25 protein-coding genes are annotated in these 22,613 nt (G+C 43.0%); 5 read left to right on the top strand and 20 right to left on the bottom strand.

Translation table 11 applies throughout. The features are described 5' to 3' along the window. Positions 1 to 173 precede the first annotated feature (173 nt). On the bottom strand, positions 174 to 347 hold the full coding sequence (gene rpmF, locus F6X55_RS06580; RefSeq protein WP_026570466.1) for a 50S ribosomal protein L32: 174 nt from the start codon (positions 345 to 347) through the stop codon (positions 174 to 176). A 114-nt stretch (positions 348 to 461) separates the two neighbouring features. Beyond that, entirely contained in the window at positions 462 to 992 is a 531-nt protein-coding gene (locus tag F6X55_RS06575) for a YceD family protein (RefSeq protein ID WP_026570467.1), read from the bottom strand. 217 nt (positions 993 to 1,209) lie between these two features. Between F6X55_RS06575 and F6X55_RS06570 the strand changes: the two genes are divergently transcribed. Next, complete coding sequence (locus tag F6X55_RS06570; RefSeq protein ID WP_153462494.1) at positions 1,210 to 2,430, top strand: nucleotidyltransferase; 1,221 nt, start codon at positions 1,210 to 1,212, stop codon at positions 2,428 to 2,430. A 392-nt stretch (positions 2,431 to 2,822) separates the two neighbouring features. On the opposite strand, the gene F6X55_RS06565 is transcribed toward F6X55_RS06570, so the two are convergent. After that, positions 2,823 to 3,839 (bottom strand): SepM family pheromone-processing serine protease, encoded by a 1,017-nt coding sequence (locus F6X55_RS06565; protein WP_026570469.1) that lies wholly within the window; start codon positions 3,837 to 3,839, stop codon positions 2,823 to 2,825. Next, positions 3,836 to 4,621, bottom strand: a complete 786-nt coding sequence (locus F6X55_RS06560) for a patatin-like phospholipase family protein (RefSeq protein ID WP_026771400.1) — start codon at positions 4,619 to 4,621, stop codon at positions 3,836 to 3,838. The genes F6X55_RS06565 and F6X55_RS06560 overlap by 4 nt, the downstream gene beginning before the upstream one ends. Positions 4,622 to 4,795: 174 nt before the next feature. Between F6X55_RS06560 and ylbJ the strand changes: the two genes are divergently transcribed. Continuing rightward, a complete protein-coding gene (gene ylbJ, locus F6X55_RS06555) occupies positions 4,796 to 5,998 on the top strand; it encodes a sporulation integral membrane protein YlbJ (RefSeq protein ID WP_153462492.1) in 1,203 nt (400 codons plus the stop codon). A 73-nt stretch (positions 5,999 to 6,071) separates the two neighbouring features. On the opposite strand, the gene coaD is transcribed toward ylbJ, so the two are convergent. Together coaD and rsmD are read right to left on the bottom strand one after the other, a co-directional pair. Then, entirely contained in the window at positions 6,072 to 6,551 is a 480-nt protein-coding gene (gene coaD, locus F6X55_RS06550) for a pantetheine-phosphate adenylyltransferase (RefSeq protein WP_153462490.1), read from the bottom strand. A gap of 2 nt (positions 6,552 to 6,553) precedes the next feature. Then, a complete protein-coding gene (gene rsmD / locus F6X55_RS06545) occupies positions 6,554 to 7,150 on the bottom strand; it encodes a 16S rRNA (guanine(966)-N(2))-methyltransferase RsmD (protein WP_153462488.1) in 597 nt (198 codons plus the stop codon). Positions 7,151 to 7,476: 326 nt separating this feature from the next. Between rsmD and F6X55_RS06540 the strand changes: the two genes are divergently transcribed. Then, a complete protein-coding gene (locus F6X55_RS06540) occupies positions 7,477 to 7,863 on the top strand; it encodes a DUF7147 family protein (RefSeq protein ID WP_026570474.1) in 387 nt (128 codons plus the stop codon). A gap of 102 nt (positions 7,864 to 7,965) precedes the next feature. Here F6X55_RS06540 and F6X55_RS06535 read toward each other — a convergent pair whose 3' ends face one another. The 6 genes from F6X55_RS06535 to F6X55_RS06510 form a co-directional block, all read right to left on the bottom strand. Continuing rightward, a complete protein-coding gene (locus F6X55_RS06535) occupies positions 7,966 to 8,241 on the bottom strand; it encodes a YlbG family protein (RefSeq protein WP_026570475.1) in 276 nt (91 codons plus the stop codon). A gap of 125 nt (positions 8,242 to 8,366) precedes the next feature. After that, a complete protein-coding gene (locus F6X55_RS06530; protein ID WP_026570476.1) occupies positions 8,367 to 8,807 on the bottom strand; it encodes a YlbF/YmcA family competence regulator in 441 nt (146 codons plus the stop codon). A 925-nt stretch (positions 8,808 to 9,732) separates the two neighbouring features. After that, the gene (locus F6X55_RS06525) at positions 9,733 to 9,966 is read right to left on the bottom strand and encodes a YlbE-like family protein (protein ID WP_026570477.1); all 234 of its coding nucleotides are present in this window, start codon (positions 9,964 to 9,966) and stop codon (positions 9,733 to 9,735) included. 11 nt (positions 9,967 to 9,977) lie between these two features. Beyond that, the gene (gene ylbD / locus F6X55_RS06520) at positions 9,978 to 10,391 is read right to left on the bottom strand and encodes a spore coat protein YlbD (RefSeq protein WP_051382037.1); all 414 of its coding nucleotides are present in this window, start codon (positions 10,389 to 10,391) and stop codon (positions 9,978 to 9,980) included. A gap of 266 nt (positions 10,392 to 10,657) precedes the next feature. Continuing rightward, entirely contained in the window at positions 10,658 to 11,725 is a 1,068-nt protein-coding gene (locus tag F6X55_RS06515) for a CAP domain-containing protein (protein WP_026570478.1), read from the bottom strand. Positions 11,726 to 11,927: 202 nt separating this feature from the next. Beyond that, on the bottom strand, positions 11,928 to 12,356 hold the full coding sequence (locus tag F6X55_RS06510) for a CBS domain-containing protein (protein ID WP_026570479.1): 429 nt from the start codon (positions 12,354 to 12,356) through the stop codon (positions 11,928 to 11,930). A gap of 221 nt (positions 12,357 to 12,577) precedes the next feature. On the opposite strand from F6X55_RS06510, the gene F6X55_RS06505 reads away from it, so the two are divergent. Together F6X55_RS06505 and ytvI are read left to right on the top strand one after the other, a co-directional pair. Continuing rightward, a complete protein-coding gene (locus F6X55_RS06505) occupies positions 12,578 to 12,943 on the top strand; it encodes a YugN family protein (protein ID WP_026570480.1) in 366 nt (121 codons plus the stop codon). A gap of 282 nt (positions 12,944 to 13,225) precedes the next feature. Next, positions 13,226 to 14,284: a sporulation integral membrane protein YtvI gene (gene ytvI / locus F6X55_RS06500; protein WP_026570481.1), complete on the top strand. Its 1,059-nt coding sequence runs from the start codon at positions 13,226 to 13,228 to the stop codon at positions 14,282 to 14,284. A gap of 51 nt (positions 14,285 to 14,335) precedes the next feature. On the opposite strand, the gene F6X55_RS06495 is transcribed toward ytvI, so the two are convergent. The 8 genes from F6X55_RS06495 to cyoE form a co-directional block, all read right to left on the bottom strand. After that, the gene (locus F6X55_RS06495; protein WP_268744587.1) at positions 14,336 to 14,872 is read right to left on the bottom strand and encodes a GNAT family N-acetyltransferase; all 537 of its coding nucleotides are present in this window, start codon (positions 14,870 to 14,872) and stop codon (positions 14,336 to 14,338) included. Between the two features lie 217 nt (positions 14,873 to 15,089). Continuing rightward, a complete protein-coding gene (locus F6X55_RS06490) occupies positions 15,090 to 15,545 on the bottom strand; it encodes a DUF420 domain-containing protein (RefSeq protein WP_026570482.1) in 456 nt (151 codons plus the stop codon). 38 nt (positions 15,546 to 15,583) lie between these two features. After that, the gene (ctaG, locus tag F6X55_RS06485; RefSeq protein ID WP_026570483.1) at positions 15,584 to 16,486 is read right to left on the bottom strand and encodes a cytochrome c oxidase assembly factor CtaG; all 903 of its coding nucleotides are present in this window, start codon (positions 16,484 to 16,486) and stop codon (positions 15,584 to 15,586) included. A 1,048-nt stretch (positions 16,487 to 17,534) separates the two neighbouring features. Then, complete coding sequence (ctaF, locus tag F6X55_RS06480; RefSeq protein ID WP_026570484.1) at positions 17,535 to 17,849, bottom strand: cytochrome c oxidase subunit IVB; 315 nt, start codon at positions 17,847 to 17,849, stop codon at positions 17,535 to 17,537. A gap of 3 nt (positions 17,850 to 17,852) precedes the next feature. Continuing rightward, positions 17,853 to 18,470 (bottom strand): cytochrome (ubi)quinol oxidase subunit III, encoded by a 618-nt coding sequence (locus F6X55_RS06475; RefSeq protein WP_035426733.1) that lies wholly within the window; start codon positions 18,468 to 18,470, stop codon positions 17,853 to 17,855. After that, positions 18,470 to 20,329 carry a cytochrome c oxidase subunit I gene (ctaD, locus tag F6X55_RS06470; protein ID WP_026771403.1) on the bottom strand — a complete coding sequence of 620 codons (1,860 nt, stop codon included), beginning with the start codon at positions 20,327 to 20,329 and terminating at the stop codon, positions 18,470 to 18,472. Before ctaD ends, F6X55_RS06475 begins: the two co-directional genes overlap by 1 nt. A gap of 36 nt (positions 20,330 to 20,365) precedes the next feature. Next, positions 20,366 to 21,424 carry a cytochrome c oxidase subunit II gene (gene coxB, locus F6X55_RS06465; RefSeq protein WP_026570487.1) on the bottom strand — a complete coding sequence of 353 codons (1,059 nt, stop codon included), beginning with the start codon at positions 21,422 to 21,424 and terminating at the stop codon, positions 20,366 to 20,368. A gap of 182 nt (positions 21,425 to 21,606) precedes the next feature. After that, entirely contained in the window at positions 21,607 to 22,542 is a 936-nt protein-coding gene (gene cyoE / locus F6X55_RS06460) for a heme o synthase (protein ID WP_026570488.1), read from the bottom strand. Positions 22,543 to 22,613 lie beyond the last annotated feature (71 nt).

Here is a 22,613-nt window from a genome sequence, read left to right as displayed (position 1 = left end):
TATAGAAACACTTTTGCCCGTGATTACGGAAACCCCTTTGAAGAAAAGCCTCGAAGTGACGGTCTTTTGCCACACAATGGTTCACGATTAATACCCAAAAAAAAATCACCTTTCAAACTGCCGTATAGCTAGTTCAAAAGGTGATTCCCTTATAATGGCGCCTATTGATGATATTATTGCTCAACCACTTGTTTTCCGTCATAATGTCCGCAATTTTTGCAAACATGGTGCGGTTTTGTGTATTCACCACAGTTAGAGCACTCAATCATACCCGGTACATGCAGTTTTTTATGCGTACGGCGTTGGTTTTTGACTTTTTTAGAAGTTCTTCTTTTTGGTACTGCCATGTCTTACACCTCCTTCAACTAGTAACGAAAATCATTCCTTATCTGGAAGAAAAAATAGAAACACTATTTTTCCGCTCATCGTAATAAGGCAAAGATGAAGCTGAAAAGCTATCTTCAGCGATTTTCTTCTTGATCATTTTTGTTCAGCAATGATTGCAGTTTTTCCAGACGCGGGTCGACTTTTTCTTCCGATTTACCCTCGGTTTGCAATTCCCAGCCTTCCCCTTCCGTCAGAGCATTTTCCTGCACCTTCGGATCATCGGAAAATACACGGAATGGTACTTCCAATAAAACATTTTCCTTTATATAAGGGTTTAAGTCAAGCATTTCTCCATCAACAGGATGAATTTCTGATTCATCCTCTTCTTGGTAATATGGTGATGCAGAAAAAACTTCCAAAGCATCAATGTGAAATGGATAAGGAACATCCACTAAAGTTCTGGCGCAAGGAAGAATCATTTCTCCGTCAATCGAAAAATGAAAGGTAATTTCGTTCCCCTGTGTGGTTGCTCGACCCTTGACCAATACAGGATCAATTTTCCGAATATCATTGTTCATTTCTTCTATTTCAGAAATATCTACATGGTCTTCAAATGAATAGCCTTCCGTCCCGGCCATCTTCAACTTTTGAAGAGAAAATTTCATTGATATCACCTCAAGGCAACAAAAAATATTTTAAAAGGTATTCTGGCATTTGTCAATATTTTTTCTTTACAGAGCTTATTTTATTCCAAATCAAACACATGCAAGAAAATCATATTCTAGTATACTAACATATTCTCCTTTGACAACCAAATTAAACTGCAGAGGGACAATTGATTTGGTAAAATGAAAACAAACCATTAACAGGGAGTTGGATCGCATGAACGCTTGTGGACTGATAGTGGAATACAATCCGTTTCACTTTGGACATCTCTATCATTTGCAAAAGTCGCGGAAAAAAACCGCAGCCGACTGCATAGTGGCTGTTATGAGTGGTAATTTTTTGCAGCGGGGCGAGCCGGCAATAATCGACAAGTTTCACCGTGCAAAAGCAGCAGTTCAGTGCGGTGTCGATCTTGTCATCGAGTTACCAGCAGTATTCGCTGTGCAAAACAGCGATTTATTTGCAAAAGGAGCTTTGCTTACTTTGGAGGAATTGAAGGTCGAATCTGTTTGTTTCGGAAGCGAACATGGTGAAATCGACCCTTTTATCCAGGCGTATGACCGTTTCAGCCAAAACAGGAAGAAATATGACCAGCAACTAAAGCGGTCGTTAACAGAGGGGCTCTCTTTTCCCGAGGCAAGCAGGTCTGCTTACCAGGCAATCGGATTGCATTCGGGAACGATCGACTTGTCCCGGCCGAACAATATCCTTGGTTACAGCTATGTGAAAGCAATCAAAGAATATGATTTATCCATGGATGCATTAACGATCAAACGTGTGCACAACGATTATCACGATCCGGAAATCAACCATTCCATCGCAAGCGCAACCAGCATAAGAAACGAGCTGCATCAGCATCAGGCGATTACGGAAACAGTCAAAAAAACGCTGCCCGAGCCAGTGCGGCAAATCCTGCTGGACTACAAGCAGGAAGCCGGTTTGTGGCATAATTGGCAAGATTACTTCGATCTCCTTCAATACCGCATCCTTACCATGCAGGCTGAAGAAATACGACAAATCCACGGTGTCGAGGAGGGCTTGGAATATCGGTTGAAAGAAACTGCTGCCAAAGCAGATAGCTTTGTCGAGTGGATGAGAGCACTAAAAACAAAACGATACACTTGGACAAGATTGCAACGGATCTTCGTTCACTTGTTGCTTAATAATCAAAAACAAACGATTCAGCCTTTGTTAAACACGGACCACGTCCCGCATCTTCGGATATTGGCAATGAATGAAACGGGACGGGCTTACTTGAACCATAAACGAAAAGAAATCGGCGTTCCGCTGGTTTCTCAGTTAAAGAAGCAGAAGACCCAGCTTGCCGCGATAGATGAAAAAGCTTCAAACGCCTATTACAGTGTCTCCAGTAACGATACAAGAAGTAAGCTGCGCCGACAGGAATTGGTCTCTCCTTACATAGCAGCCAATGAATAAAAGTCCGATTTAGTACCATCTTGAAAACTCTAATGGCAGAACGTAGACTCGCTTTAGAAAAGCGCAAACGTCTTTAAAAGAGTACAGGCTGCATTCGCCACGTCCTTCCTGGGGAAACGCCTGCATGAAACACATCGTGCGGGCGTCCGCAGACTTAAGGCGAGCATCGCATCGAAATTTCTTTTCCACAAAAAGGCTTTGCTTGAGACCTCAAGGTGGTAGGCGCTGGAGCCGGACATCTACTGACATTGATACATTCTTTCCTTTATAAGCAACGAACTGGAGAGGCTAAATCAAAAAACCGAACGGGTTCGAATGATTACATTTCGAACATCGTTCGGTTTTTGCTTTACTTTCATGTTTTTTCCGGCTCTTTTAATCGTGACAGCCGTTTAGCCATCCATTTCCTCGAGATAGTTCAATGCATCCTCAAACGTATCGACAGGCACAATCTCCATATCCGTTCCAATCTCCTCTGCTGTTTTTGCAGCAACCTTATAATTGGAGTCTTCCGCCCCCTCTTCATTTGGAGCGAAAAATACTTCACAGCCTTCCTTGTCTGCAGCTATTACTTTTTTGTCTATACCGCCAATACGGCCTACTTTCCCTTCATAATTAATTTCTCCTGTACCCGCGATTTGATGGCCTTTCGTCAAATCGTCTTCCGTCAGTTGGTCGTAAATTTCCAAACTGAACATCAAACCAGCACTCGGGCCGCCAATATTACCGCTCGCAAACTTAAGCTCCGGCTCTACTTCTACATTGCGGTTGGTAACTAATTGAATACCGACTCCTATCTTTTCCTGTCCTGGAAATTCTTCCAATTCAATCGTTTTTTTGACGGTTTCTTCTTCTCTTTCCACTGTGACTTCTATTTGGTCACCGGCTTTTTTACTTGATACATAATCGATCAATTCTTCCGATGATTCAAGTCTGCGGCCGTCCATTTCAACAATTTTGTCTCCTGCTTTAAGCTTACCTTCTGCAGGCATCCCTTCAATCACCGCCACTACATAGACACCTTCGTATTCAATATCTATTTGTTTGCCGGCCGCTTGATAAGCAACAACCGTGGAAGCTTCCTGTGAGCTTTCCATCATCTGCAGCTGGGCCTGAAAGTACTCATCCTGTGAAATTCCTTCAGGAAACACTTCGTCAATCGGTTCAATATCCTGGTGGGGACGTATGGAAGCCCATAAGTATTGTAACGGGGTTGCTTGTCCTCCCCTGATAGTCACCAAATGCATATCGCCTTCACTTTCGAACCCGCCGGCTACTTCTACAATTGGGTTCAATGCATCGGCTCCGCCCGGTTTATATATATAATACGGTAACCGGTAGCTAACCAAAAAAGCCGCAATGATTATTACAATGATTGCGGGAATCAGAGTTTTTTTATTGAATTTCATCCCTTTTTCTCCTTCCAATCTTCGATGCTGCGGACAATCTCCGGCATTTTGCGCAGTGTCTCCCGCTCTCCTTCATCGACTATCGCTTCAATATCTTTGAATGCACGGGAGCTATAGGCAGATACGTCCGGTTTCAACAGAATATCTGCTTGAGCACCCGTTGCGTTGACCAGCTCATCCTGCATTATATCGATACTTTGAATAATGACATCATAAATGGATTCCACCTCGGTATTAACCGTAAAATGAGCACAATCGACGCCGATCACGACATCCGCTCCCAGCTGTTTGGCAACCGAGACCGGCACACGATCAACCACTCCCCCGTCAACAAATAACTGCCCGTTTATTTTTACCGGAACGAATATGCCTGGTATCGATATACTCGCCCTGACAGCATCTGCTGCATTTCCTTTTGTAAACACTTTTTTACTTCCATCGAATAAATTTGTCGCGGTTATACCGATCGGTATATCGAATTGTTCCAGATTTTTATCAAAGGTAAACAAACGGATATATTCCTTGATTCGGTCCCCTTGCAAAAAACCCATATTCGGAAGCGTGAAATCCAAAAAGTACTTTCTTTTAAAAGTCCGGGCAAGCTGATACAAGCTTTCCAGTCTCTGACCAGATGCATACAATGCACCTACCAGTGCGCCCATACTGCTTCCTGCTATACAATCAATCGCAATCCCTTTGTCAGTCAATGCTTTTAAAACACCCAAGTGGGCGAATCCTCTCGCCCCTCCAGAACCCAACGCCAATCCTATAGACGGATCCACCCTGCAACGCCCCTTTAACCTGAATGTTTTTACCTATATTATGGCATAAAACCAAGAACTATGAGCGTATATTGTTAAAGGATTGCTTGTACTATAGGAGCTATTCATATTCTACTATTTCCCCTAATAGAAGTACAGAAATGTGGTAAGCTCACCAACTGGGAGGCCGGGGTATTGAAATCTAAAATAAAATCGATTTTGTTTGCCGGAACAGCTTTGTTCCTCGCAGCTGCACTAATTACTTTTCCAGATCAGACACTGGAAGCAAGTATACGGGGACTGAACATGTGGTGGGAAATTGTGTTTCCTTCTCTGCTTCCTTTCTTTATCACTGCAGAGCTATTAATCGGGTTTGGGGTTGTCCGTTTCATCGGTGTTCTGTGTGAACCCATCATGCGTCCACTTTTCAATGTACCAGGGTCCGGAAGTTTCGTCTGGGCAATGGGGATGGCCAGCGGTTATCCATCCGGAGCTAAACTTACCACGCGACTCCGGCAGGAAGAACAATTGACAAAGACAGAAGCAGAGCGACTCGTCTCCTTTACGAATGCTTCAAACCCTTTATTCATCTTTGGAGCCGTTTCTGTCGGTTTTTTTCATGATGCCCAATTGGGGATTTTACTGGCAGTATGCCATTACGGGGGGAATACACTTGTCGGGCTCTGCATGCGTTTTTACGGCCGTGACAAGCAAGAGCGGGGAGAAGAAAAACAACGTGTATCCATATTCTATGCTTTGCAGGCACTTCACCGTACAAGACTGCAGGACTCTCGTCCATTCGGGAAAATATTCGGTGATGCCGTCATCCAATCCATTCAAACATTATTGATGATAGGTGGATTCATCATCATGTTTTCCGTGTTCAATAAACTGATATTCTTGATCGGCATCTCTAAAATCCTTGCAGCCAGTATTTCCCTGGGTTTCACAATGGTTGGCATTCCAGGAGAACTGGCACTTCCGTTTTTTTCAGGACTGTTCGAAATCACCCTCGGTGCCCAAATGATTTCGGGTACGAATTTGCCAAACATGCTGCCAGCGGTCATTGTAGTGAGTTTTATCCTGGCATTCAATGGATTTTCGGTTCAGGCGCAAGTCGCAAGCATACTTGCCGAAAGTGACATTCGCTTCACACCATATTTCTTTGCCAGAATCCTGCATGGTATTTTTGCCAGCACGCTGGCCATCTTTTTATTCAAGCCTCTGTACCTAGACCAATTGGCTTCCTCTTCAGGATCCGGCATTCCTGTTTTCGCAGCCTCAAACGGCCAGGACTGGCTCCTTGCCTTTGAACCGCTTCAACAATACGGACCGTTGATCACCCTGTTGTCCCTGGCATGCGGAGCACTGATCCTGCTTAGACGGCTAATTCGTTGACAAAGTGAAATGTATCGGAAAGGCTGTGTCACATATCTTTTTGCCTGTTCGGCGATGGCACAGCCACTTTCACTTATTTGAATTTTTGCCGGAGGGCAAGTTCCACGGCATTTGGAACCAAATCAGATACATTAGCCTGATATTTGGCAACTTCCTTTACCATGCTTGAACTTAAAAAAGAATATTCATTGTTCGTCATCATAAAAAACGTTTCAATGTCATCATTCAACTTGCGATTCATGGATGTTATTTGCATTTCATACTCGAAGTCGCTGACTGCGCGCAGCCCTCTAATTATCGCCGAAGCTCTCTTCTGTTTGGCATATTCCATTAACAGCTGACTGCTGGAATCCACTTCTACATTTTTTATGTCACGGGTAACTTCCTTTAATAATTCGATTCTTTCTTCTACAGAGAATAGCGGAGATTTCGATTGATTGTTAAAAACGGTCACGATGATTTTATCAAATACCTTTGCTCCCCGCTGAATTATATCCAGATGTCCATAGGTGACGGGATCAAAGCTTCCCGGACATATAGCAAGTCGTTCCATACCTATTGCTCCTTCCGCTGATAGATAGTAATGCTGGTAGTACTTCCGTAAACTTCCGTCTGCCTTCGTGAAAAACCTGCATATTGATCGGGCAGTTTTTCTCTGTTTTCATGTTCGCAGACAATCAAGCCTTTTTGCGTCGCCAGGTGATATGTATCTACAGCTTCCAATAATTTCTCATAGGAAACCTTACCGTAGGGTGGATCCAAAAAGATGACATCAAATTGAAGTCCGCGCCTGCCCGCCGCTTTCATGGCCATGAAAGCATCAGTACGAAATACTTCCGCAGCGTCCTCGAGTACCAGGGTGCGAAGGTTGTCGTGAATAGTCCGGATAGCTTTTGGCTGCTTATCGACAAATACCGCTTTTTCCATTCCCCGGCTCAATGCTTCAATCCCGAGTCCGCCCGAACCAGCAAACAAATCTAAACAATTCCCTCCCTGGAAGAACGGCCCGATAATTTGAAACAAAGCTTCCTTCACTTTATCCGTGGTTGGCCTGGTCAGCCGGTTTGGCACTGGATCTAATTGCCTTCCTTTATATTTGCCGGAAATTACTCTCATCCGTGTCCACCTCTTCGCTTTATATTCGACCTCCATCCTACCATAAAACAGGATTCTGCGGAAATATTCCTTACTTTAAAATATTGTTCGGTGAGAGTGTATATATTTTTTCAATCCGTCCATACTAACGTAGTGAAGCAGCTGGCTATCCTGACGGCTGCTTCAGAACACGGAGAAGGCTTACGTTTCCCCATAAGTTCTTCTTCCGGTTTCTCCTCTCCCTTTGCCTTTTTGTTTTCTATTCAGAGAACAAAAAGGGCCTGCAGATTAATCTGCAGGCTTTTTTTATGACCTCTCCTTATAGGATGGTATTTGCAATGGCTTTCTCCCATGCTAAAGTATTAGGGAAGAGAGGTGAACAAATGATTCAACGATTAATTGAACTTGGAGAGGGTTACGCCGATATATATGAACTTTGTGAACTAGCGGAAAACATGACTGACAGGATTACACACTTCGTTTCCCTCAGGACAGAAAAAAGTGGCAGGAAGGTAACTTCGCCGGCTCTCATCATGCAACCTTCCAAACAAGGCGAATTCCAGCCCATTTATATTTGCATGGAAGGCGTCCCCGATCCGGAAACGACTCTGAGCAAAAGATATGAATTATTCAAAAAGGCAGCTTCCGAACAGGGGCATGAAATTAAATCCTTAGTGGTCAAATCATCTGCCGAATTTCATGAAAAATCGTTATATTTTCAGTATCTGATCGGAATATTTCATATGAACCGTCTGCTGAAAATCCACTAACAACAGGGTGTCCATATCCTGCTTATTGAACAGTAAGCTCGCAAGTCAAAGCTGTTATCATCGCAAAAAAACATCCTGCCGAGAGTCCGGCCAGGATGTTTTTTAAATACCCATTTTATAATCGTATTCTTTCGCTTTGTCCATTTTGGCATTTTCGAATTCGGTATTGACGTAAGGTTTATATGAAAAATCCACTTTGGATATGAACGGCAATTTATTCAGTCTATCCACCGTTTCCTCTGCTTCCAGTTGGTCCACATAAACCACAGCGTATTTTCGCTGCTTTGATACGTATATTAAATGACCGAATCGTTTGATTTGTTTGATGTTTTTCATATGTTGGAACCAAACAATCAATCCTTGTCTTTTTGTTCTCATATAGGATCCTCGCTTATTACTGATTTATGTCCATTTTATCAGAATATTTCGCACCCAGCAATATCCCCTGAAATAGAAAGGCTGGACCTATCCTTCGGCAAAGAGGTCCAGCCACTCATTTATAATTATGAAGCTTGACAGCCACAACTTCCGCCACTTCCACAGCCGCATCCACTGTCCTGTAGTGCTGCGCCGTCCTTGGGAACTTTCACCTGCTGGCTGGCGCTATGGGCAACCAAATCACTTATTTCATCGAGAAATTGCTGTAAATTGCGTTCAGCTATTTTAAACGAAGCAACTTTTTCGTTCATGTCCATTTCCCTTTTAGAAGCACGGACATCCTTCATAATTTGATTATAATCCGGATGATACCTTCCGAATCGCTGAACATCTTCGTACTGTTCTTTCATACGATTGAAGGAAGCAATCAGTTTTTGTGCTTCATCATCCTCTTCCAGCTGTCTTTTTTGCTGATGGTACTTTTCCATGACATCGGATTGAAGAATCATTTGGCCAAGTGCTTCAGACTTATCTATAATATCTACTAACTCTAAAGTGGCAAACACTGTATCCACCTCCATATCCTATATAATATCAACAATGGACTGAAATGAAAAGCGGAATCAGTCGTTTTAGTAATGTAGAACCGGATTATGGACCATTCATATGACTTGCAAGGATAAAGGACCAACAAATTATGGCTTGTCTCAAACGTATAATGTGTTACAAGGCGGATTCTTATAAATTTTTGCTCTTGCACATAAAAGTACCTGCGCAGTAGCCGTAATGGGAGGAAAAGCGTGCTAACCAACACTTCGGTAGCATACTTCGCTTTCCGCGGGCACGGCTTCAGCTAACTTGGTAAAGAAAACCGCTTTACCAAGTGGATCTTCAGCTCGTGCTGTTCCCGCAGGAGTCTGCGTATGCTCCCTGCGCTAAGGAGCATGCTGATTAACGGAAACGTAGACTTTTTCCTTGAGAACCAACAAGCCATCTTAAAAACGTTTGTCAGGAAATGTGTACTTCTTTTCATAAAAGACAGTTGTAATTCCCGCTTTTCTCCTGTTCTTGGACTTTTTGTCTGTTTTCCTAGCTATGTCTTTGTTGATACAGCGCCTGGAAAAATGAAATGCCTAGTACACGCTTTTTTAAACAGAAAGCTGTTCCTAGCGGAGGAATACCCGGAGACTCCTCGAAAATACAAAACAATTTTCTTCGTGCGATGCATCGCTGCCGCAGCCTTCCTTGGGACTGCGATTACTCGTCCCACCGAAAACACCTGTCCTGCGGGAGGAAAGGCCTCGGTGAGATCCCGCAGAGCTTCAGCTCGAGGAAGCTCACCAGCCGCCCGCGGAAAGCGCAGGGTATTTCCGCAGCGTCGAACTCCCACTCAACGAATGCAAGAAGTTAGGAAGAAAAATTCAAACGATGTCGCAGTTTCTGTCAAATGTGCTGATTAATAAGCAACAATGTATGCGAAAAGAGCCTTTTTCAATCCTTCATGGATCCGGCCATCTGGATAAGCATCGAAATCATTTGCATTTGTCCACTCAACCGTTCGATCCGCTGCGGAATTGTTTTCCCGTAAAAAGCTTTTGCTGCTTTTTCCAGTTCGGTAACTTCTTCCGGGTTTCGAGTCAATTTCCGGTACCATTCAGGATTCATTCTGATAAAATGCTTCAAGTCTGGCCGGTTCGTAAGCTGCTGATAAATGGCTGGCTGCAATGCTACCCCTCCTAATCTTTACTCCAAGGTGTCTGATGCAGCATAGAGTTTTTTGCAGGAGATTGTTTTTTAAACTCTTGAAACTGGCCGATCAATGTCTGGATATTGTTTATCGCACCATTTAATTGATGCATATGGCCCTGCACTTTGTTTAAATCTACCTTCTCGATCATTTGCATAAACTGACTAGCAAGCTGTTGCTGCTTACCTTGAGAATCATCTGTTTCAGACTCCCCTTTTTTCTGAGCCCCTTTCAGATTTCCCGGTTGGAATTCCTTCCACTTTTCATCTTCTTCCCCGAGCAGAATCCACATTTCATAAAAATCCTGCCATGACTTTCCGTTTTGATTGACTTCCTTTATTAGCCCCGGATGCTTTTTAACGAACGTCTTAAATTCTCGTATAGAAGGATGCAAATCACTCATTGACAATCACCTGCTCCCCATATCCTTTTCCTCCATTATATGAAAGGCTGAAAAAACGTGTGAAATACCCATGGAGGACAAGTGTCTGTCAGCTGGAATTACATCCATCCTCTGTGTGGAAAGAAAGCAACCTGCATTGTGTACGTATATGTGCACAGTTGTTACAAAACTAGAAATACCGGACGACATCGATTGCTTGAATTCGAATTATCGTCCGGTTTTCACTTTGGAAAACAATCGTTTTGCTGCTTCCCCTTATCTCTATATTAAGGCTTCTGCATGAAATTTTGCGTATAATAATACCGATAGACACCGACACCTAAGTGGGTATAACCCTCCTTCAACAGAGCCTCACGATGACCTTCACTATTCAGCCAACCTTCGACAGCAGCAGGTCCGTCAGTGTATTGGGCAGCTATGTTCTCACCAGCTGACAGATAATAGATGTCATGTTCGCTAAGCCGCTCCTTCAACCCTTCTCCGTTTTGGGAATAGTGGGAGAAATAGTTATTGTCCGACATGTCCTTACTGTGCGAAAAGGCGACCTCCGCAATAGGATCATCCCAATTGAGCGCTCCTTTATCGTGGCGTTTCCTGATGACATTGGTGATATCGAATATTTGTTGTTCCATTCCTTTTTGTACTTCTTCCCATTCTGTATCAGTCAACTCCGGTTTCTCTGGCAGCTTACCGCGGTAGTAAATTTCATATGGTCGCTGTTTCAATAAGATATCTTTGGTAACTACCCTGACAGAGGATAGTTTTTCCGTGAATGTATCAAAATATAACTGCATATAAGTTTGCTTGTCCAGTTTTACGAGTGGACGAACTGCTAATTCATCTTCTGTCAACTGGAATCTATAGGAAGTGACTCCTTCGGATATAGATACTTCTTTGGCAAATTCGAAATGTGCTGCTGCTTCCTCATAGGTTTGTCCGATGCTGACCGGATCGATCGATAAGTCATCCCCTGTGGCGAAGATAGTGACAACATGTCCATCTTCCACACCAAATTGCATATATTGATTTTCTTTGTTTGTATAGACCCACCAGTCGTATCCATAGGAGCTTTTATCTTTACGAACAGGTTTTCCCAGCTTTTTCTGCAATGCATCCGTTGACTCCCCGATTCTGCTGTACAAATCACCCTCTAAGTTAATGTTCGATGTGAAATGATCCGGAGTGGTTTTGCTTTCCATCTCCGTTTCTTTCGTCTTTAATTTTTGTTCTACTTTCTGTACCGCTTCATCAGGGTTAAAGTCCCCTATTTTGACTAAATAAAAAACCCCCGCCGCGATCAGTACCAGCACAATCAACCTTCCGATTCCTCTCATAGCCCTTTAAACTCCTTTTTTGCCTGTTAAGTAATTATAATAATCGAAATCTTACTTTATGAAAAGAAATTGAGGAAATCCATTTTCTCCTTGGATAGTTGAACGAATCCCCTCCATCTTTTATCACTTCGTACCGTACAATCTAAAACAGACCGTCCCCGTTTCCTTTCTGGGGACAGTCTGTTCCATCATACGTGAAAAGTCAGTGAAGTTCCGGCCGCTCGGAAATTTCCTCCAAAGCATGGCCGGCCGCTAAATTGGATTTTTCCTCCAAGGCCAAATCTCCAAGCGAGACCATTCCTGCCAGCTTACCGTTTTCAACAACCGGCAGACGACGAATTTGCTTTTCCGCCATTAAGCTGCTTGCTTCTTGAACAGAAGCATCAGGAGCTACAGAGTAAAGTTTCCCACTCATTACATCACTTACTTTGGACGAAGGGCTTTTCTCCTTCGCCAATCCGCGTACAACCAAGTCTCTATCCGTAATCATTCCAAGTAATTCCCGATCGGTCCCGCATACGGGAACAGCACCGACGTTATGGTCGGTCATGATTTTGGCAGCCTCTGTCAACGTATCATCTGCTGAACAAACAGAAAGATCGGTTGTCATAACCTCTTTAAGTTTTTTCATTGCAGTACCTCCTAGTTGTGTTATGAATGGTACTCCCCACTCTGTAGCTATTCTTCCCCTAAACCTTTTATATAAATCGCACTTCCATTACAAAACTTCACCTCCATTAAAGTTTTATTAAAAGATGGTCGAACTGGAATTCTCGATACGATAATAATTGCAACTTCCTGCAATAAATACTATTATTAAGTTAGATATACAATTTTTGCGAGGTGGAAGTAATGAGAATAGAAGGAACAGGAATCGAAGGAATGATCATGGATTTAAAACCGTTGGACCATCTTATGGACGAAATCGCTTTTGTCCGTGCCGGTCAGTGGGATTATGAAAGGGTTACATACGATTATAAAATTGGGTCTGCCGAGAAAAATATCACTTATTACATAAGAATCCAAGGCTACGCTGTCGAGGGAGAAGTTGACCGCGGAGATGCTGTCATCAAACTTTCGACGCCTCTGTTGGGAAAACATTATTATCCTCATGGAGTCGAATATGGCGAAGGAGAAGATTTTCCGGAGAGTGTCATCGACCGCACAAAAAGTTTACTGGCGAAAGCCAAAAACGAATTGGACAGTTTTGCAAAATAATGTGATGAAACTGCCGGCTGGCTGCCGGCAGTTTTTTCTCCCCTTTCAGCCCAGCTGAATAGTCTTATTCTTGTTCACAAGAAGTTAATTGTTTTTTCAACAAACTTACAAAAAAACATGTTATGATTAACTTTAGAGAGCATTCTTGTTCACTTGCTTACCAACCTTAATCAGTAATGCTGCCCGGGGGCAGTTTTCTTTGTATACATTATTACTTCACAAAACTGCTTGTCGCAACTGCATTCATATAGTTCACGTGCTGGAAAGGAGATACATAACCAATTGTTCCGTTACTTGTCAAAACGCCAATGGATATTAATTATAGCAGCAATACTTATTCTCATTGCCGGGTATTTCATTTTACCGGTATCCGTTCCCTTGATTCTGGCTCTTCTAACCGCCATGTTTTTGAACCCTGCCATCAGATGGCTCCAATACCGCTTTAAAATGAACCGTAAATTTTCTGTAACGATCATATTTCTTATCTTTCTGCTTGTCATTAGTCTGGTCGGTACTTATTTTGTGACACGGGCTGTTACTCATGTAGTCAATTTTGCCGAAAATGCACCTTCTTATGTCAACCAGTTAAATACCAAGTTTACAGAATGGGAAACAGATATGGATCGTTTCACCGAAAATCTCCCTTCCGATTTTGTAGTAGAGGTGAAGGATGGTTTTAAACGAAACATTGAGTTACTGAGCACAAAAGTCAAACAATATTTCGAACTTGACAAAATCGCTTCGGCAGCGGCGAAAGTACCGGAATACCTCGTCAGCCTGCTTGTCTACTTAATCGCATTATTTTTGTTCATGCTTGAATTGCCGCGCCTAAAAGCTATGTCTTACAATCACCTTACAGAGGAAACGGCAGAAAAAGTCAAGTTTATGAATGCTCGTTTATCGTATGTCGTCCTCGGATTTTTAAAAGCACAATTTCTCGTAAGCATCATCATTTTTGTCGTATCGCTAATCGGCCTTCTGTATATAACACCGGAAGTCGCTATAATCATGTCTATTATCATTTGGCTGGTCGATTTCATCCCGATCATCGGATCGATTGTGATACTTGGTCCGTGGGCCTTGTATATGCTTTTGGCTGGTGATACGGTCATGGGCATTCAGCTTGCAGTATTGGCGATTATCCTGCTGGCAATCAGAAGGACCGTAGAACCGAAAGTAATGGGACGTCATATTGGACTTTCCCCTTTAGCCACACTGATTGCCATGTACCTCGGTCTCCAGTTGATAGGAATCATCGGCTTTATCCTGGGACCTTTACTGGTTATAGCTTTTAATTCAGCGAAAGAAGCCGGAATTATTAAATGGAACTTTAAAATTTAACGGAAAAGCATTTGAAAAGGCCTATCCTTTTACTCTGGATAGGCCGATTTTTTACAAGGAATTGGTTCCTTGAATGCTCTTCTTTTGAACAGCTCTTCTTTTTTCATATATTAAAATGCCTTTTTCATTGGCAACCTTTTTGAAGCCATTCTTTTTAAGTACTCGCTGAGAAGCTAGGTTCTCTTTGTCACAGCAAGCTCTGATTTTTTTGATTTGCTGATAGAAAGCCCATTGACACAGGGAACTTACAGCTTCTGTCGCATATCCTTGATTTTGTTTCTTTCGCAAAATCCTATAACCGAGTTCAGCCGTCTTTTTTTGTTCGTCAAAAGCTCTAAATCCAGCCTCGCCGATAATCCGCCCCTTTCGTTTGTCGCGAATAATCCACGGGCCCATGCCAAGTGACACTTTTCCATTTTCCAAGTCTTCCAAGTAATAAGGAAGCAAAGCCTTCAATGAATAATGAGGCCATTCGACATCATAGGGAATATGTTTGTCATAATAGTACTCCATTGGGTTTTTAATAAGCATTTGGCCTTCTTCTAATGTTATAGGTTCTATTAGCAACCGCGCACTTTCTATATCCATCATGAACCGATCCTTTCGTACATGTTTATATAGCCTATATACCATCGGATTCCAAGAAATAAACGTGAGAGCAGCCTTTAAGAACGAAATGAATGAAATTTGTCCGCCAAAATAACCCTGCAGATTCATCCTTCTCCATATTTTTATAAAAGGAGGGGCTGCCCCATCATGTTTATGACAATCGGGACAGCCCCTTTCCAGATATTCACCACAAATTTTATAAACCGAGGATGGCTTTTATCATACTTGTAGTTTCTCCGCCATCAAAAAAGATATACAAAAGCAGATATACTGCTACACCGGTTATGGCAGTAAAAAACCAGATAATACTCGTAACCGGTCCTATTTTGCGGTGTTTCCTGATTTTTCTTTTAAAAGCCAAAGTCAGTGTCACTATTCCAAAAACAGCTCCCACTGTTGCAAGGATAATATGAAAAATCAAGAATACCGTGTAGTATAGCTTGATGTCATCAGGACCGCCGAAGCTGGTATTTCCTATAAAAATGGTCCGGGACATATAGATGATAAAAAATAGCAAAGCGCTAATTGCAGCTGCTATCATCGTACGTTTATGAGCGGCGAACCTGTTTTTTGCAATAAGATACCAGCCAATGGCAATAAGTACCGCACTCAATACAATAAAAAACGTGCTGATCGTTGGCAATATCGGCATAAGACTTTAACCTCTCCCTGTTCTGAATAGAAAACGATTTATGCTTCTGTAGTTGTATTAGTGGATGGCAACGGATCAACCTTGTCCACACTCTTATTGAACCAGCCAAAGAAAATCCGCGCTAAGACGAACCCATAAACAATTTCCTGCATGATTTTCATCAAAATCCCGCCTAGCTGCTGATCCTCCAAAACGGGTATCGGAGAAAACATTTGCGGTCCTGTCAAAGGCAGTCCATTTAAAACGGATTGAGGAACGCAAAGCGACATTGCTTGAATCCAACCACTTGTTTCACTATAAGTGGCATATAGCGAATGCCCAGAAAAAATGATTAAACCGCAAGCCGGTGTAATCAACACCCCGTTGGCAAATATATAACCGATTTTCATCAAAGGGGAAAGTTTGTCCATTTCTTTGATAGGAGTAAATATCGGCCACCATACCAGAAACGCCGCTAACAATATTACCGTCGTGATGACGGCATGAGCTACTACATTCGCTTTGGCGAAATCGAAAATAACCGGCATATGGTACATGGAAAATAACCCATTGAACAACAGCAATGCGATCAACGGTTTTGTCAGAAGGTGCAAAACTTGCTTTAACCCTGGCACCGAAAAAACGTTTCTCCATATCCATTCTGGAATTCCTTTGATAATCAAAATCGGAAAAACTAAATAATACAGCGACATTTGTATCATGTGGGAAGTAAACATGATATGGGACAGTAAATCGATTGGTGATCCTTTGATAAGGTAAAGTATTACTAATCCCGTGTAAAAATAGATCAGCTGTTTTCGACTTGGCCGACCCTTATCAGTGAACTTCTCTCTGAAAGTGAATGTGATCAAATAATATATCAAGCCCAGGGCGATGACGAACAGCAAATAATAGGGACTCCATAATGCACGAAAACCAAAAATTTGTAATTCCAGCCACATAGCAACCTCACTCCATCTAAAAAATTACTTCTTCCATTATAACGCATCCTGTAAACTTATTGAGCGTGTATTGTGACAATTTAAAAACAGATTGACATCTTTCCTGTACACTCCTACATTATATCGCGTTTACACTGTTTTTTAAAATCTATAACCATCGTCTAATGTAGCGATAAGTTCCCATTGGATATAAACCGCGCAGTAACTGTAATGGGAAGTTGGACTGCCTATTCAAAAAGCGTGTTACCCACCGCTTCGGTGGCATACTTCGCTTTCCGCGTGCACGGCTTCAGCTAACTTGGCAAAGAAAAGCCCTTTACCAAGTGGATCTTCAGCTCGCGCTGTTCCTGCTGGAGTCTGCGTATGCTACCTGCGCTAAGAGGCATGCTGACTATCCCCTATAGACTTTTTCTTTAAGAAGCAACAAGCCATCTTAAAAGGAAATGTGTATTCTTTTCATAAAAAGCCAGTTAGAGTTCCATCTTTTCACCTGTCCTTGGTCTCGCTGCTTGTTTTCCTAGCTAGGGCTTTTGATAAAACAGTGCGTGGAGTCCCATGAATAAAAAAAGTATTCTACACGTGTATTTAAACAGGAAGCCGTTCCTAGCGGAGGAATACCCGGAGACTCCAGCGGGAGGAAAGGCCTCGGTGAGATCCCGCAGAGCGTCAGCTCGAGGAAGCTCACCAGCCACCCGCGGAAAGCGCAGGGTATTTCCGCAGCGCCGAACCCCATTCGACGAATGGAAGAAGTCAGGAAGACAAATTCAACGATGTCGCAGTTTCTATCCACTACGTTGGTCATATCGTTACGAACAAACGGACAAAAGTGCAACCGTCTGTTTAAAGGAGCGCAGGCTATAGCCGCCACATCCTGTGGCAACGCCTGCATGTCCCACTTCCTTTGGGCCTCCGACATGCTTAAGACTCGAGGGGTAGACGCTGGAGCTGGTCTTGGCTGTTTCAGCCAATAATTCCACAGACAATTAATTGGATAAATTCCTATACAACAAAAAAAGGGCCGGGAATTTGCTCCCGGGCCCTATAGGTTTTACCACCAAATCAATACAGATAGAGTCAAGACAGTCATAAATGCAACAAATGCTCCGGAATAAATCATCAGGGCTGGCATTTCATGTCCCTTATGGCTCATATGCATGAAATAGTAAAGTTGAAATCCTACTTGAACTGCAGCCAGTACCAATAAAACCGGTATGACAAACAACTTGCTCAGATCAGCCATCACCATGCCGAATGCAATGAGTGTAAATACAATCATCAATGCAAAGGTGATAACCTGTTGTTTCATTTCTTCCTTGTTTTTCTTTCGTTTGTAATTTTCATGAATATTGGTGTTCTCGGCCATGGCTTAGATCACCCCCATCAGATATACAACCGTAAAGATAAATACCCATACAACATCGATAAAGTGCCAATACAAACTGGCGATATAGAACTTGGGTGCATTGTATAAGTTCAATCCTCTTTTTGCATTTCGCACCATCAAGGCTATAATCCATAGTAAACCAAATGTCACGTGGCCCCCATGGAAGCCGACAAGTGTATAAAAGGCCGACCCAAACGCAGAGGAACGAAGTGTGAAGCCTTCCCCATGGATGTAATGATAAAACTCATATAGCTCACAACCAAGGAAACCAAGACCCAGAAGGACAGTGATCCCCAGCCATAATTGCATTTTGCCGAAACTATTGTTTTTCATATGGTACATCGCATATACACTGGTAAGTGAGCTGGTCAATAGCAGCATGGTCATAACAAATACCAATTCCAGACCGAATAACTCTTCTGCACCTGGTCCATCATTAGTCGAATTTCTCAATGCAAGGTAAGTACCAAACAAACTTGCGAATAAAACCGTTTCCCCGCCTAGGAAAAACCAGAATCCTAAAAATTTGTTTTTACCTTCCAATGTAGCTCTTTCGGGCTGTTCCGGCATTGTTTCCGGATTCAATGTTTGATCGCTCATTATTGTTCAGCCCCCTCTTTTTCTAAATCTTCTTTATGGATGTGATGTCCAAGATCATCTTTCACCGATCTGGTCAACATACAACCAAGTGTAATACCCATGCCAAGAATCACTAACCACAGGTATGACAAATTGTCGACCTGATAAATAAAACCGAATCCTGCGATAAACAGGCCGAGCGACATGATAAATGGCAGAATGGATGGATTCGGCATATGGATGTCATCCAGCGGTTCTGCAGGAGTGATGCCCTTCCGTCCTTCCATTTTTTCAATCCATAAAGGATCAAGTCCACGCACCAATGGCGTTTGTTTAAAGTTGTAATGTGGCGGCGGCGAAGGTATCGACCATTCCAGTGTCCGGCCGTCCCACGGGTCCCCGCTCACTTTCGGTGCCTTTACCGACGTATAAATGACATTGATGACAAATACAATAGCGCCAATTGCCATCAAAAACGCGCCGATACTGCTCACCAGGTTTCCTGTTTCTAGATGCTGCCCCGGCAAGAACGTCCAGTAACGACGAGGCATTCCCATCAAGCCTAGGAAGTGCTGAATAAAGAATGTCAAATGGAATCCGGTAAAGAATGTCCAGAATGTAATTTGCCCCAATGTTTCATTAAGAACTTTGCCGAACATTTTCGGCCACCAGTAATGCATGGCGGCGAACAGGCCGAACACTACCCCTCCGACAATGACATAGTGGAAGTGAGCGACAACAAAGTACGTATCATGGTACTGATAGTCTGCTGCTGCGGCTGCCAACATAACACCTGTCGTTCCACCAATCGTAAACGAAGGAATAAACCCTAACGCCCATAACATAGCAGAGTTGATGGTGATGGTACCACCCCACAAGGTGAACAGCCAGTTAAAGATTTTGATACCTGTCGGAACCGCAATAGCCATTGTTGCAATTGCAAAAATAGAGTTGGCTGCCGGTCCAAGTCCGGTTGCAAACATGTGATGCGCCCAGACCATGAATCCCAGGAAACCGATCAATGTTGTCGCAAATACCATTGCTGTGTAACCGAACAGTCTTTTCTTCGAGAACGTCGATAGTACATCACTGAATACCCCGAATGCAGGGAGAATCAGAATATAAACTTCAGGGTGTCCGAATATCCAGAACAAATGCTCCCAAATGACCGAGTTACCGCCCATCGAGGCATTGAAGAATCCGGATCCGAACAAACGATCGAACATTAACAGAAACAAGCCGACTGTCAGTGCTGGAAACGCAAACAGAATCAGTGTGCTTGTCACAAGCGCCGTCCAAGTGAATAGCGGCATACGCATGTAAGTCATTCCAGGCGCCCGCATATTGATAATGGTGACGAGGAAGTTGATGCCCCCAATCAATGTACCTGCACCGGATATTTGCAGACCCAGTACATAGAAATCCACACCATGGCCCGGCGATACCGTTGATAACGGTGCATAGGCAGTCCATCCTGCATCGGGAGCCCCTCCAAGGAACCAGCCACAGTTAAGAATAAGACCGCCAAACAGGAACAGCCAAAAACCCAGCGAATTCAAAAACGGGAACGCTACGTCCCTAGCCCCTATTTGTAATGGAACGACAGCATTCATGATAGCGAATATTAATGGCATTGCAGCCAAAAAAATCATGGTCGTTCCGTGCATAGTCAATAACTCATTATAAAAACCGGCGCTAACAAAATCATTATCTGGTTTTATTAGCTGAATACGGATCAATAATGCTTCTAGTCCACCTACCAGGAAAAACAAACCACCAGCCACTAAATATAAATGGGCAATCTTTTTATGATCGACAGTGGTTAAGTAATCCCAGATAAATGCGCCGAAGCCTTTTTTTTGCGCAACTGCTGTACTCACGCTTTTAAACCTCCCTTAACCTCTTCCATCCCTTTTTTACTCGTTTGTCTCTGCACTTTCAGGAGTAATATCCGATGGTTGTAATTGTAGTAAATAGTCAGCGATTTTTTCTGCTTCCTCACGGCTGACATCATAATTGGCATCCGCCATTTTGTTTCCTGGTTTCATGCTTTCAGGGTCCATGATCCAATCAACAATGTTATCTTTGGTATGTTCTTTCACGCCAGCCAAAGTTGTCCGGTCACCGAAGTTTGTCAGGTTAGGACCGGTGGCAGCCGGAGATGCGCCAATCGCATGACAGCCGATACAACTGTTGTCCTGGAATAATTGTTGTCCTTCCTGGGCGTCAGCTGTTTCCGGTTGTGCTTCCGGATCCACATTTTGCATATCTTCCACCCATTGGTCGAACTCTTCAGGACTTACAGCAATTACTTTAAAGTCCATCAACGAATGAGATGTACCACAAAATTCAGCACATTTCCCATCGTAAACCCCTTCTTCATCGGCTTGAATATACATGGTATTTTCGTTTTCTGGATGCAAATCCATTTTACCGGAGAGCGCAGGCACCCAGAAAGAGTGAAGTACATCACTGGTTTTCATGTTCAAATATACTTTTTCACCAGTAGGGATATATAAGTCCTGGCTTGTTTGAATTTCTTCCCCTTCATAATTAAAGTGCCACCAGAACTGGTTACCAGTTACATTCACGTTCAATGATTCATCTGCAGCGCTTTCGTCTGCAAGATCAAACGTAATAGCGACAGTAGGAATCGCAATGATGACAAGTAAAATAATAGGGATAACGGTCCAAATCACTTCCAACGCTTTGTTCCCCTCTGTTTGCGGTGGAATGTAATCCTCGCGACCTTTTTTCTTTCTGAAACGAACAATGACGATTGCATAAATCACCATGACGACGATAAACACAAATATCATGACGCCCAAAGAAATATTGATAAGGTTCAAGGCAGCTTTGGATCCATAACCTTTAGGTGTTAAGGCACTTAGATTTTCTTTTCCACAGCCTGACAATACAAGCATCAAGAAACCGAATATACCGAGTGCCCGGAACTTTCCCATCCAACCTTTCATTCAAATGATACCTCTCTTTCTCTTGTGTCCTTTTATTTAAATAATTAGAATACACAGGTGTAAGTCCGTCAGTATGTAAGCAGGACGGCTTGTTAAATCCACCGTAACACATTTGAAGCCAAGGTACGAACAAGCCGTATCAACCTGCTGATTATCATGGAACTTTTCAAACGTATTCTAAATTAATTAACAACACCCGGGAGCGTTACTAATACCATGGTTACAAATAGTATCATCAAATAATTCAAAGAATAAACAAACATGATGTTTGCCCATTTCCTATTATTCTTCATGAAAAATCCGCTTATGCCCATAATCAGCCAGCCTGCATTCAATAGTCCGGCAATGATCAAGAATACCTTTCCCAGTGAAAATAAGTAAAAAGGCAACGGCAATAAGCATGCGACGTAGATGACCATTTGTCTTCTCGTGATGGCAAAACCGTGCACGGCCGGAAGCATCGGTATGCCCGCCGCTTTATATTCTTTACATTTTTTAATGGCCAGCGCCAGAAAATGCGGCGTCTGCCATAGAAACATAATCAAAAACAAAATAAAAGCCGCAGCATGCGGGCTTGGGTCAACTGCCGCCCACCCGATCACCGGTGGTACTGCACCTGACAAACTGCCGATAGCGGTGTTGATTGTATACCTTCTTTTCGTCCACATCGTATAAAGAACGACATAGGCAAACCATCCAAAAGCACCTATCAAAGCTGCTTCCCAAGTCGTGAACGACAAGAGCACAACCCCTGTCAATGAAGCAAAAATCCCCATCCACAGAATCACTTTCAGCGGGATGCTTCCGGTAACAGTGGGACGATTTTTCGTCCGCTTCATGATTGGATCGATGTCTCGATCGTAATAATTATTGAGTATGCAGCCGCCGGCAATCAATAAAGCCGTACCAGCCACCATCAGGATCAACCTGCCCCAATAATCCGACAGAGTGCCTCCAGTAAAATACAGCGCCAGCCAGAATCCGGCAAAAGCAGTGATCAAATTGGAATTTATGATACCTACTTTAATGAGAGCCATTATATCCGCCCAGAGAGCAGACTTGTCTTCGCTGTCTGTCTTCCCTATTACATGAGAAGAAGTTGCTTCTACTTTATTCATTCTAGCCTACAACCCTCCTTCCAGCTCCCTTTACAATCAAACGCCTGGATGAAAACGTTCAGTTGATTTCA

The sequence above is a fragment of the Sediminibacillus terrae genome (genome assembly GCF_009602435.1).
GTDB classification, from domain to species: domain Bacteria; phylum Bacillota; class Bacilli; order Bacillales; family Amphibacillaceae; genus Sediminibacillus; species Sediminibacillus terrae.
Note: the sequence above shows the minus strand (reverse complement) of the source record. Positions and strands in the feature narration are given on the sequence as shown.